At 36.0% G+C, this 12,708-nt stretch carries 14 protein-coding genes; 12 read left to right on the forward strand and 2 right to left on the reverse strand.

Annotated elements, in window-relative coordinates; all coding sequences use genetic code 11:
* Positions 1-15 precede the first annotated feature (15 nt).
* Together IKS50_RS02165 and IKS50_RS02170 are read left to right on the forward strand one after the other, a co-directional pair.
* A complete protein-coding gene (locus IKS50_RS02165) occupies positions 16-939 on the forward strand; it encodes a branched-chain amino acid transaminase (protein WP_292844614.1) in 924 nt (307 codons plus the stop codon).
* A gap of 11 nt (positions 940-950) precedes the next feature.
* Positions 951-1,784 (forward strand): undecaprenyl-diphosphate phosphatase, encoded by an 834-nt coding sequence (locus tag IKS50_RS02170; RefSeq protein ID WP_292844617.1) that lies wholly within the window; start codon positions 951-953, stop codon positions 1,782-1,784.
* A 31-nt stretch (positions 1,785-1,815) separates the two neighbouring features.
* Here IKS50_RS02170 and cobT read toward each other — a convergent pair whose 3' ends face one another.
* Together cobT and IKS50_RS02180 are read right to left on the reverse strand one after the other, a co-directional pair.
* Positions 1,816-2,877 (reverse strand): nicotinate mononucleotide-dependent phosphoribosyltransferase CobT, encoded by a 1,062-nt coding sequence (gene cobT, locus IKS50_RS02175; RefSeq protein WP_292844620.1) that lies wholly within the window; start codon positions 2,875-2,877, stop codon positions 1,816-1,818.
* Entirely contained in the window at positions 2,870-3,373 is a 504-nt protein-coding gene (locus IKS50_RS02180; protein ID WP_292844622.1) for a hypothetical protein, read from the reverse strand. Before IKS50_RS02180 ends, cobT begins: the two co-directional genes overlap by 8 nt.
* A 119-nt stretch (positions 3,374-3,492) precedes the next feature.
* Between IKS50_RS02180 and IKS50_RS02185 the strand changes: the two genes are divergently transcribed.
* The 10 genes from IKS50_RS02185 to IKS50_RS02230 all read left to right on the forward strand — a co-directional run bounded on the left by IKS50_RS02185 (position 3,493) and on the right by IKS50_RS02230 (position 12,683).
* Positions 3,493-3,942 (forward strand): hypothetical protein, encoded by a 450-nt coding sequence (locus IKS50_RS02185; protein ID WP_292844624.1) that lies wholly within the window; start codon positions 3,493-3,495, stop codon positions 3,940-3,942.
* Positions 3,943-3,946: 4 nt separating this feature from the next.
* Entirely contained in the window at positions 3,947-4,198 is a 252-nt protein-coding gene (locus tag IKS50_RS02190; RefSeq protein WP_292844627.1) for a hypothetical protein, read from the forward strand.
* A gap of 9 nt (positions 4,199-4,207) precedes the next feature.
* Complete coding sequence (locus IKS50_RS02195; RefSeq protein WP_292844630.1) at positions 4,208-4,483, forward strand: hypothetical protein; 276 nt, start codon at positions 4,208-4,210, stop codon at positions 4,481-4,483.
* Positions 4,484-4,528: 45 nt separating this feature from the next.
* On the forward strand, positions 4,529-6,127 hold the full coding sequence (locus IKS50_RS02200) for a bifunctional N(6)-L-threonylcarbamoyladenine synthase/serine/threonine protein kinase (protein WP_292844633.1): 1,599 nt from the start codon (positions 4,529-4,531) through the stop codon (positions 6,125-6,127).
* Positions 6,128-6,173: 46 nt separating this feature from the next.
* A complete protein-coding gene (locus IKS50_RS02205) occupies positions 6,174-6,725 on the forward strand; it encodes an XTP/dITP diphosphatase (RefSeq protein ID WP_292844636.1) in 552 nt (183 codons plus the stop codon).
* 61 nt (positions 6,726-6,786) lie between these two features.
* Complete coding sequence (locus IKS50_RS02210) at positions 6,787-7,185, forward strand: 30S ribosomal protein S15 (RefSeq protein ID WP_292793116.1); 399 nt, start codon at positions 6,787-6,789, stop codon at positions 7,183-7,185.
* Positions 7,175-8,509: a DHH family phosphoesterase gene (locus IKS50_RS02215; protein ID WP_292844639.1), complete on the forward strand. Its 1,335-nt coding sequence runs from the start codon at positions 7,175-7,177 to the stop codon at positions 8,507-8,509. The genes IKS50_RS02210 and IKS50_RS02215 overlap by 11 nt, the downstream gene beginning before the upstream one ends.
* A gap of 1 nt (position 8,510) precedes the next feature.
* A complete protein-coding gene (locus IKS50_RS02220) occupies positions 8,511-9,698 on the forward strand; it encodes an aconitase X catalytic domain-containing protein (RefSeq protein WP_292844642.1) in 1,188 nt (395 codons plus the stop codon).
* A gap of 101 nt (positions 9,699-9,799) precedes the next feature.
* Positions 9,800-11,185, forward strand: coding sequence for a Mur ligase family protein (locus tag IKS50_RS02225; protein ID WP_292844645.1), 1,386 nt, complete (start codon positions 9,800-9,802; stop codon positions 11,183-11,185).
* Positions 11,178-12,683 carry a Mur ligase family protein gene (locus tag IKS50_RS02230; protein WP_292844649.1) on the forward strand — a complete coding sequence of 502 codons (1,506 nt, stop codon included), beginning with the start codon at positions 11,178-11,180 and terminating at the stop codon, positions 12,681-12,683. The genes IKS50_RS02225 and IKS50_RS02230 overlap by 8 nt, the downstream gene beginning before the upstream one ends.
* Positions 12,684-12,708 lie beyond the last annotated feature (25 nt).

Consider the following 12,708-nt stretch of genomic DNA (forward strand, 5'->3'; position numbering starts at 1 on the left):
TTAATTGGTGATAAAATGGCATGGGATGACAAAGCTAGTAAAATATGGTTTGATGGAAACATGGTAGACTGGAAAGATGCAAATATTCACGTACTTTCTCATGTTGTCCATTATGGTACCGGAGTTTTTGAAGGAATTCGTGCATATAAAAACGAAAACGGTGTAGGAGTATTCCGTTTAAAAGAACATGTACAACGTTTATTCGATTCTGCAAAAATTTATAAAATTGATATTCCATACACACAAGAAGAAATTGAAGAAGCAATCTTAGAAACAGTTCGTGTAAATGATTTAGATGGTTGTTACATACGCCCTGTCGTATTCAGAGGATATGGGGAACTTGGTGTAAACCCTTTAAATTGTCCTGTTAATGTAGTTATTGCTGCTTGGGAATGGGGATCATATTTAGGAGAAGAAGGAATGGCAAAAGGTGTAGACATTGGTGTTTCCTCCTGGAGAAAACCAGCACCAGATACCTTCCCAGCACTTGCAAAATGTGCTGCTAATTATATGAATTCTCAATTAGCAAAACTTGAGGCTATCGATAATGGATATGATGAAGCCATCATGCTTGATTATGAAGGGCATGTTTCAGAAGGTAGTGGAGAAAACATTTTCATCGTCGAAGGCGAAAAATTATTCACCCCTGCAATGTCTTCATCTAATCTTAAAGGTATTACAAGAGATTCAATAATGACTGTTGCACGTGATTTAGGTTATGAAGTCGTTGAAGAAATAATTTCAAGAGAAAGATTATACTCCGCAGATGAAGTATTCTTCACTGGAACTGCAGCAGAAGTTACTCCAATTCGTTCAATCGACCACAGAACTATCGGTATTGGTAGCAGAGGCCCTATATCTGAAAAAATCCAATCTTCATTCTTTGACATTGTTGAAGCTAAAGTTGAAGACAAATATGGTTGGTTAACTTACATTTAATGGGGTAGTCTATGAATATAGTTCAAGGAATTATAATTGGTATTGTTCAGGGATTAACTGAATTTTTACCAGTTAGTAGTTCCGCACATTTAGTTTTCATTCAAAATATTCTTGGGGTTGAAAGCTCTCTAGCTTTTGATATCTTCCTTCACTTAGGAACTTTGATTGCTGTATTATGGTTTTTCAGGGCGGATGTCTATAAGATGCTTGAATCATGGTGGTACAGTATTAATGATATCCGAAATGGAAGATTCAAGGAAGGATTTTATGAAGATCCTTATAAGAGACTTGCATGGTATGTGATACTAGCAACAATTCCTGTGGGGATTGCGGGTGTGCTATTTGAAGACTCAGTAGATGCATTGTTTGCAGGCGCATTATATGTTCCGGCCTTCTTCTTATTTGTCACAGGAACAATATTATATCTATCACAAAGAATGCCTAGCGGTGAAATTAATTACGATTCAATCACTGCAAAAGAAGCATTGTTTATGGGATTAGGTCAGGCATGTGCAATTCTTCCAGGGCTTTCACGTTCAGGAACAACAATTGCAGCAGGTTTAACAATCGGTCTTGAAAAGGAATTTGCAGCAAAATTCAGTTTCATATTATCAATACCGGCAATTTTTGGTGCCTTTGTTTTCCAACTTAAGGATATTGGTTCTGCAATGAATGTTAACTTCCTTCCAATATTTTTAGGGTTCATCGCTTCAATAATTGCAGGTTATCTAGCTATCAGATGGATGTTGGACTTAATTCAAAATAAGAGTTTAGACATTTTTGCCTATTACTGTTGGTTGGTAGGTATAATAGTATTTATGGGCTCAATCGCTCATATATTCTAAAATTAAAAATAGTAGAGATTAAAAATAATCTCTATTTACATACTTTTTCTATTTTTTTTCTTAATTTTTCAACGGAATTTCCTAAAACAAGTGCGGTGTACATTGCTCCTCCAGCTCCAGCACCTTCTTTAACAAATCCCTTTAGGTAATTTTTCAATCCTTCATGTTCGGATTCTTCAAATCTAGGGTCCACTACATTGACGGTAATGTTATCGTCAATCTGTTCCAGGATACCGAACAGGTCTGCGGTTTCATCAGCGGCAACAAATACTGTAGTGGCTAAATTGATTCTTGAAAAATCGAATGTTGGCTGTATGGATTTGATTACAGCGCAGGTTGCGGCCATTTGTGTTCCGCCTGCTAAAATGATAGGGATATCGGAACCTAATACCAATCCTGCAATTGCAGGGATGGTCGGGTCGCCAACTGCACCGATTGCCTGCATCGCATCCGCTTTTCCTATTTCAATTCCGGCATTTTTCAATCCTTCGTTCACGGTATTTGACTTTAAATCGTGAGGGTTATGAGGCATGCTTCCGCTGACTTTCTCATTAGCTTCATATCCAAGTGCTTTCAATACTCCAAGAGCTGTTGTTGTTCCTGCAGCGATGCTTTCACCGATAATGAGCATTTCATGCCTGTATGATAATTCACTACCTAAATCTTTTGCATTTTCAAATATTTCCAATGGGTTCAAGACACCTTTACCTGTTCTAATGTCTCTTCCATAATCTTTGCCTAAGCTGACATAGTCGAGGTCAGGTTTGATTTTGGAACCTGCATCAACAATAACGAATGGGATGTTTGCAACTTGAAGAGATGCTTTGGTAAGTCTTGCAGGTGTAGGTGCCGCTGCGTCTCCAACTACGGTTTCCGCAGGAGCTTCACAACATCTTACTTCGCCCAGAACCATAAATTCAGCATCGGAAGCAGGTGTGTATATTGTTAATTCTGCAGAAGGTCCCGCTCCGGAAATGCCTTCTATCAATGATGTATCGGTTGTTCCGATTGTAAGTAGAAATACTGGATCGTCACATTCCTGTAATTTTTCTGTCAATTCTGTTGATCCGTATGTTTTAATTCCATCAATCATCTTTTTCACCTTGTTTTTTCAATAAATCAATAATTACCTTATTCTGATTAATTATTTTTTTGTTTTGAAGCATGATTTTCTTCAACAGTTCCCTTTCCGGAAGTTCATCATCAGTTGGGAATGTCTGTCCGTCTCTTGCTCTTGGAGGGATTTTAATTTGATCTTTTGGAGGCAGTGAAGATTTTTCATCTCCTCTTGGAGGTATTGTGCCTCTTGAAGCGCTGTCTTCTTTTGCAACGAAATCGACATATCTGTGGGTTACTTTATTTTTTCCTCTCTCGTCAAGCAATTCCATCAATCTATCGTCTACTTGTTTAACACCAACCAACTGTTCCTGTTCAACTTCATGTATTAACCTTTTTTGGATGTTATACGCATTGTAAATAGGTATTCCCCTTGTATTGCATTCGTTTTTAAACATTTCGTTGATGTTAATGTCTCCTGTCAGTTGTTTTACTCTCTTTTGTTCTGGAGTATTTGCACTATAAAATCCCATACTTTCACTTTTGTTTTTTAAATTTAAAATTGTTTCTATATTGGATTATTGTCTTTTTTTTAGACATTAAAAAAATATTTATATAAAAAAATGTCTAATTATTATACATTGGTGATTAAATGATAAAAGATATTTTGGGAAACCACCCTCAAATTAAGGTAATCGACTATATGCTGTCTTGTCCTTTCCATGAATTTACAAAACAGCAACTGGCAGTAGGATCTGAAATATCTAGGTCAACTTTAGATAAATTTATTGATGATTTTCTTGAATATGAATTATTATGTAAAAAAGGACCTAAATATATTGTAAATCCTAAATCCGAGTTCATAAAAGATTTTTTCAGTATTAATGATAAGCTCGTAAAAATAGAAATCGAAAAACAATTAAAAGTTCCGGAAGAAGTGGGAGAGGAATTTACAGATGAAGAATTGGATGAGATCCTTAATGAAATTCCTAATGAAGTAGATTTGGATAAACTAGAATTTGAAATTGAATCAAGAGAATTTTATATATTTTCCTCCGATAAATCCAGTAAAAATTCTTTTGATTTGTTATTGAGCAGGTGATAAAATGAAGAATATATCTGATATACCGTATGATGAGAATGTTAAAATAAATAAAGACTCTAAAGTCGTTCATGCTTCATCTTTTGGTGTAGGCGGCACTAATGATGAAATTAGGATAATTATCTGTGATAAAAAATTAATCACTGATGAAAAAGGATTTAAATTAATCAACGAATCTGATTTACAAATTGTCATGGATAAAAAAACAGCCAATGATTTAAAAAATCTTTTAGAAAAGTACACTGAGAAAGAATAGGGTGTTAAATTGAAAACCAACACCATTATTCAGGAAGAAATCCTATTCTTCTTATATCATAACAAATATTTCAACAAACGCCACACTCCAATTTCCAATGTTTGCAATAAGTTATCCCAAATTCCATGCAAACATGTAAAAAATGAGTTAAAAAATTTGTACAAGCTTAAAATGATTAGATTTAAAAAAACTCAGCATGGAACTGATGTATATTTAAATGTTAAAATGAAAAAGGAAATTGAAAATATTATTTCAGAAAAACTACAATCATGGTATTCATTATAGTTTAATATTAAAAAGAACAATATTATAACATTAAATAAATTCAAGTTGATTATTTTGATAAGTTTAGGAATTGAAGGAACAGCAGAAAAAACCGGTGTAGGTATAGTTGATAGTGAAGGCAATATCCTAGCCATGGCTGGAAAACAGCTATTTCCAGAAGAGGGAGGCATCCATCCTAGAATTGCCGCAGAACACCATGCCGAATGGATTCCTAAACTGATACCGCAAGCCATTGAAGAATCCGGCTTGTCATATGATGACATTGATTTGATATCATTCTCGCAAGGTCCGGGTCTCGGTCCCGCTTTGAGGATTGTTGCAACTTCCGCCAGAAGCCTTGCATTGTCATTGAAAAAACCAATCATAGGTGTCAATCACTGCATTGGACACGTTGAAGTTGGAAAACTTGACACTGGTGCAGTCAATCCAGTATCGCTTTACGTCAGTGGGGGAAACAGTCAGGTAATCGCTTACGAAAGCGGAAGATATAGGATATTCGGCGAAACTTTGGATATTGCAGTTGGAAACTGCCTTGATCATTTTGGCCGTGAAACAGGTTTAGGTCATCCCGGCGGACCGGTAATAGAAAAGTTGGCAAAGCAAGGTTCATATGTCGATTTGCCATATGTCGTTAAGGGAATGGACTTCTCATTTTCAGGATTATTGTCAGCAGCCATTAGGGAAGTGGAAAAGGGCACTCCAATAGAGGACGTTTGCTTTTCACTTCAGGAAACTGCCTTTTCAATGCTTGTTGAAGTTACAGAACGTGCACTGTCACATACTCAAAAAGATGAGGTAATGTTGTGCGGAGGAGTTTCAGCCAATTCACGTTTGCGTGAAATGCTAAAGACAATGTCCGAAGAGCACGGTGCAAAATTCTACATGCCTGAAATGAAACTATGCGGAGATAATGGAGTCATGATTGCATGGTTGGGTTTGTTGATGTGCAAACAATTTGGTCCAATGGACCTGGCCGACACAGGTATCATTCAGAAGTTCAGGACAGATGAAGTGGATATTCCTTGGATTGACAATACTAAAACTTATCTAACCCTTCCAGATGAATTGATAGCAAAGGGTGCCGAATCCAATATTGTTAAAAGCGATTATTTGGGTGAAAAGGCAGTGATTAAGGATAGAATTCCTAAAAGCTATAGGATTCCTGAAATCGATTCTAAAATCAGAAAAGCGAGAACCAAAGAAGAAGCTAAGCTATTGTCTGATGCCAAAAGGGCAGGTGTAAAAACTCCGGTTTTATATGATGTCGATTTGAACCGCAAAGCTATTGTAATGGAAGAGATTGGGGGAGTCATGGTTAAGGATGTCATCGATGAAGATTTGGCGTTTAAAATAGGTCAGGAAATATCAAAATTACATTCTTATGATATTATTCATGGCGATATCACCTCATCCAACATAATGCTTCAGGACGGCAATTTGGTTTTCATTGATTTCGGGCTTGGAAGATATTCCCAATTGAAAGAAGACAAAGCAGTTGATTTACTTGTTTTGAAAAAATCCCTGCAAAGTATTGATTATAATTTGGCAGTAAAATACTTTGATTGTGTTTTAAATGGTTATGGGGATAAATCAATATTAAATACAATTTCAGACATCGAATCCCGTGGAAGATATACCCACTGATTCATAACCAACACATATAATAAAAATCATCATCATAGTTAAAAATATGATAACATTTATAACTGGTAACGAACATAAAGTAAAAGAAGCAGAGAATATTTTCAAAGATTATGACATTACTTTAGAGCATATTGATTTAGGCTATACAGAACCCCAAGGAACTCTCGAGGAAGTGGCCTTATCAGGCGCAAAATATGCTAGTCGTAAGCTTGACAAACCTGTGATTGTGGAAGATGCTGGTTTATTCATTAAAGCTTTAAATTGGTTTCCGGGAACTTATTCACATTATGTTCAGGATACTATTGGAAATCAAGGTATTTTAAAGTTATTAGCAGATTCTTCTGACCGTTATGCCGAATTCAGGTCAGTTATTGGGTACTGTGCCCCCAATTCTGAGCCCAAGACTTTTTTAGGCAAGGTCGAAGGTGAAATCGCAGTTGAAGAAAGAGGAGATTTAGGATTTGCATTTGATCCTATATTTTATGTCCCAAGTGAAGGCAAGACCTTTGGGGAACTTACAACTGATGAAAAAAACCAATTTTCACATAGAAAGAATTCATTAAAGAAATTTATCGAATGGTATTCTAGTCAAGAATAACATTATTTTCTGTTTATATTGGGCTTATTTAAGATTTAAAAAATTTAAAGAGGTTTATATTATGGCAAGACCAGAATGGGTAACTTATAGTGATGAAGAAATTGAAGAAATGATTTTAAAATTTAACAGAGAAGGTAAAAGTACTTCCGAAATTGGTATTATCTTAAGAGACCAATACGGAATTCCATCAGTAAAAGACGTAACTGGTGAAAGAATTACTCAAATTTTAAAAAGAAACGGTCAAGCTGGTGACTACCCAGAAGATTTATTAAACTTAATCAGAAGAGCAGTTAACATCAGAGACCACTTAGAAGAAAATCCTAAAGATTTACACTCTAGAAGAGGATTAACCATTATTGAAGCTAGAATCAGAAAATTAGCATCTTACTATGTAAGTGAAGGTGCATTACCAGAAGGTTGGAGATATAATCCAAAAGAAGCAGCACTCCTTGTTAAATAGGGCTAGTGAAGCTACCGATATGCTTAAGGGGCATATCGACAATGATAGTGTTATCAGATTAATTTCTCATAACGATGCTGATGGTATATCAGCCGCAGCAGTTATAGCGAATGCTTTGAAAGAAGAAGATGTTCAATTTCACACTACAATAATCCCACGTCTTAAGGAAGATATTGTAAATCAACTTAGAAGTGAGAAATACGATTTATTCATATTTTCAGATATGGGAAGTCCATTTATTAAGGAATTCAACACTTATAAGCATGATGTTATAGTTGCTGATCACCATCAAGTAGATAATACTGAATCTGAAAGTAATGTGGTCCATGTAAACCCTCATTTGTTTGGAATTGATGGTAGTAAGGACTTGTCCGGTTCAGGTTCAGCTTATTTAACTATTCGTGATTTGGATAAAAAACACCTTGCCTATTTTGCACTTGTTGGTGCATTTGGGGATATGCAAGGTCAAGACGGTTTTACAGGCGTTAATAAATTAATTTTAGATGATGCAGTAAGTAGTGGGAGCGTTGAAATTCATGAAGGTTTAAAAACAGTTTCTAAAGAATCCGAACCTGTTTTCAAATCACTCGCTTATACTTTTTCACCTCCTTTGCCGGGAATTAGTGGAGATTTAGAAGGGGCTCAGGAATTTTTAGAACGCATGAATTTATCCTATGGAATTAAATTCACAGATTTGGAAGATGAGGAAAAAGACCTCCTAAAAGATGCGCTCATCAATGTTAATCAAGAGATTTTTGGTGATTGTTATACTCTTCCAAAAGAAGTTCCATTACTCAGAGATTTAGAAGAATATGCATACATTCTAGATGCCTGCGGTAAAAATAAAAAACAGGGTTTAGGTTTAAGTATTGCACTTGGTGAGAGAGACCAAGCATTGGATGCGGCTTTAAAACTCCAACGCCAATATCGCGATCAAATAGTTAGAGGACTTGAATGGGTTAAAAAGTATGGCGCAGAACAATTAAACGCTATTCAATATCTATATTCAGATGACAAAGTATTAAAGTCCGTAATGGGAACTATTGCAAGTATTGGATTGTCAGTTGAGTTATTAGATAGTTCAAAACCAGTCATTGGAATGTCAAGACTTCACAGGGATATTAAAATTTCCGGACGTACCACCCGTGAAATGGTTGCACGCGGAGTTAATTTGGGCCAAGCACTTAAGGATTCTTCAAATAACTTTGCAGGAACCGGCGGGGGACATGATATTGCAGCTGGTGCAATGATACCATTTGAAGCAAAAGATAATTTCCTACATTTAGTAGATGAAATGGTCGAATATCAATTAAATAATGATTAATATGTTTTTAACAAAAAAAGAACAGGAAATGTGTGATGGAGAGTATGGAGAAACCATTAGAAAAAGTATGGACATCCTTGTAGCTTTAGGAGATATCTATGGTGCTTCTAAATTGGTCGATATTACTTCTGCTCAGGTATCAGGTGTTTCTTATAAGACAATTGGGGATGCAGGTTTAGAATATCTTGAAGATTTGGCTCGTGACGGTTCAGGTAAAGCCACCATCAATGCTTCACTTAATCCGCCTGGAACAGATTTGGATAACTGGGAGGAATTAGGTTTCCCTCGCGATTTTGCAATCAAGCAGAATCAGATTGTAGATGCATATGCAAAGCTCGGCATTTCCAAAACATGTACTTGCACTCCTTATTTGGTTGGTAATGTTCCAAGATTCAGAGACCATGTTTCATGGTCCGAATCATCAGCTGTAGCTTATGTTAACTCTGTAATAGGTGCCCGTACCAATCGTGAAGGAGGACCGGCCGCTCTTGCAGCCGCTATTGTTGGAAAAACTCCTCTTTATGGCTTCCATTTGGATGAAAATAGAAAGGCTAATTTGGTAGTCAATGTCAGCACTGAGTTAAAGGGCGCAGACTTTGGTGCATTAGGATATATCATTGGTAAAGTTGTTGGTGGAGGAATACCTTATTTCAAACTGCAAAATACTCCAAACAACAATGATTTGAAAACCTTGGGTGCAGCTCTCGCATCATCAGGTTCAGTAGCGCTTTACCACATTGAAGATGTTACTCCTGAGTTTAATTTAAATTCAGAAGATGAAATTGAGGATATAATGTTTATTTCTGATAAGGAAATTTCAGAAACTCGCCAAAAATTGTCAACTACCGACAAGACTCCTGATTTGATTTGTCTTGGCTGTCCTCACGCATCACTTGAAGAGATTAAGCAGGTAGCGACTATTGTCGAAGGAAAAACCATTAAAAACAAGTTATGGATTTGCACATCAGTCAGCGTCAAGGCAACAGCTGACAGAATGGGATATACCCAAACAATCGAGGCTGCAGGTGGAAATGTCGTTTGCGACACCTGTATGGTTGTGGCTCCTATTGAAGAAATGGGCTTTGAAGTCATCGGTGTAAATTCTGCAAAGGCAGCAAACTATGTTCCATCAATGTGTGGACTTGATGTTGTTTATAATGATGTTGAAAATCTTATTCATTTTGAATAAGGTTTAAATTCTTTTTTTTTAAATATTTTTAATCAATTTTATTAAACTTTAAATTTAATAAAATCTATAAATTATACTAGAAATTATAAGGAAACTTTTTTATGAATTATTTAGTTGTTGGTGCAGGAAACGCAAGTAGGCCTGTTGCAAGATTGCTCAATTATCTAGGGCATAATGTTGTAATAACAGACTTAAAAGATATTTCTGAATTTAAAATTGAATTTCAAAGAAGTTTAATCGAAATGGAAAAGGAAGGTGTAAAGTTAGACATGGCCAATAAGGATCCATCAGTGGATGGATTTGAAGCGGCATATATGCCTCCTACCTTACCGGAATCCGCTCCAATCGCTAAAAAGATTAAAGATTCCGATTTAAAAGTTCTTACAAATGAGGAATTCTCAGAAATCGTCAATGATTTGATTCCGGTTGACATTATCGGAATAACCGGAACTATGGGCAAAACCACAACTACTTTTATCACAACAAGCTTATTTAAACAGGCAGGATTTAATGTATGGTCCTGTTCATCTTTAGTAAATAACTTGGTTTCTGAAGCCATTATTGATGGTATTGTTAAAGGCAAAGCGCAGGAATGTGATATTGCTATTTTTGAACTTCCTCATGGTACAATTGGTCTCTTAAACAAGCTAAATGTTAAAATTGGTCTTTTAACTAATATTGCAGAAGACCACCTCTCAGAGTTTGGCGGTTCACTAATGTTATATCAACAGCGCAAACTCATTTTGGAAGCCATCAGTGAAACATTCATCGCAAACTATTCATGCTTTAATCTCATAGACCCTATAAGGGATGATGCCCTATACTATGCGTTGGATGAAGATGTTGATTTCAAGGGCACTATTGGCGATAAATCATTAACCATTGAATATGATGATGATTCTTTTACAACTCCGTTCTATATGATGAGTTATTTCTTTGAAAATTCAGTTGCGGCTTCAGCTGTTGCACTCACATACGGAGTTAAAAAAGAAGATATTATTGGCGCATTAACCGAGTTTAAGGGATTGCCTGCACATATGGATGATGTGGGGGAGTATAATGGAAGAAAAGTAATCTTAGACTCTGCATTTTTATATGATGGAATGAAAATTACACTCGATTACTTTAAAGATGAAAGTGTTGTATTGTTCCTGGATCATTTTGATACTTTATCTGTTAGAGATAAAACGGAAGTTGGCGAATTGGTAAGTAATTATGACCTTAAATGTGTAATAGCAAGCGGATTTAATGAAGTAACTCAGGAAGTCGAAATGGAAGCGGCTCAGGAGATTTTAGATGCAATTTCAAATCCGAACATTAAGAAGGTGGCTGTGGAAAACATTGAAATAGCCGCCGAAGAGACATTCAAATACTCCGAGCCGGGAGATATCATATTGCACATGGGGCCGCTTATAGCATACGATAGGTTGACAACCGTTGAAAAAATCATGAAAGGACTTGAAATAGGAAGTAAGAAATATGAATAAAAAAACCTTTGGAGTCATCGGAGTTTGCGGAGCAAACGGTAATTTAATAGCAAGAATACTTAAACAAAGAGGATATAATGTCATAGGTACAGACTTGTCCTTTAAAAAAGATTGCAGATTCGTAAAATCTCTGGAAGGTTATGATATTGAAGTCTTTTATGGAAAAACTCCAGATTCATTTTTCAAAAAAGTCGATTGTGTTGTTCGTCCTTTAAGCTTATCAAAAGATTCTGAAATTCTTAAAAAATGCGATAAACCAATTTTAGATTTATATGATATTATTGATATGATTAAACCTGAAAAACCGGTGTTTGGAATAACAGGTACCAACGGTAAGACAACCACAACAACATTGCTTAAAAAAATTGCATATGACAATGGAATCAAGCCATGTGAACATGATTTGGAAGGAATGCAAGGCAATGCTGAATTCATTCCGATTTTACAGTCAAGATTAGATGGTGATGTGGGGATATTGGAAGTCGGAACCTTTGGTAAGCCGGGAACTATCGGAAGGATAGTTAAAAATACCGACATGACAGCGGGTTTAATTACAAACATCACTCCGGACCATCTGAATGACCTTGGAAGCTTTATGGATTATGCGAATGTCAAAGCGGAATTCATAAAAGAGATAGGTGAAGGCAAATTGATTGTTAATGCCAATGACCCGACAATCATCGGCCTTTTGAGGGAATTGGATTTCAAAGGTGAACTCATAACCTTTGGCATAAATGAAATTCCGGATTCCATGGGCATGAAAGAATGCGTTTGCGGACGTGAAATTGCTGTAAAAGAAATAATTTCAGGTTGCGGATATTACTTCTGCAAATGTGGCATAACAACTCCTCAAGTCGATTATATTGCAACAAATGTGGATTTGGTCAACCGTACTTTCGATCTGTTTACTCCAACCGAAAAATTAACAGTGAAAATGGGTATAGACGGTCTTCACAACGTTTATAATCTAACTGGTGTTATTATTGCAGCACATGAATTCCTGGACCTTCCATATGATAAGATTTTGCCGAGCATAGCTGATTTTAACGGTGTAAGTGGAAGGATGGAAGAGGTAGGAAAAGTTAAAGGCAAGGACATTTATGTAGATTATGCCCATAACCCTGCAGGTGTCGAAACTGTTTTGAAAGAATTTAAAAAACTGTTCGGCGAATTTACAACCGTCATAACAGTTTCATCAGAATCAGGTTACATCGGTGACATTGATATATTTAACAGTGTTTTAAAATTCTCAAAATTCATTGTACCTGCTTCAGTTGCTTCACAAAAAATAGCAGTTGAAAAACTAAGGGAAAATCCTAAATTAAATGATAGGATATTTTTAAACCATGTCGATGATTTTGTAAAAACAGGAACATTAGGCGCTTCTGAAGAAGAAGTTCGTGATGGTTTGATAAAAGCTTTAAATCTCGATTGTGAAATGATAATAGCTATTGGCGAAGCCGCCACTAAATTTAAATCTGTAGTATTTGAATTATAATATTGAGATTACTTTTCAAATGCTC

It is taken from the genome of Methanobrevibacter sp. (assembly GCF_017539065.1).
Lineage (GTDB): Archaea > Methanobacteriota > Methanobacteria > Methanobacteriales > Methanobacteriaceae > Methanocatella.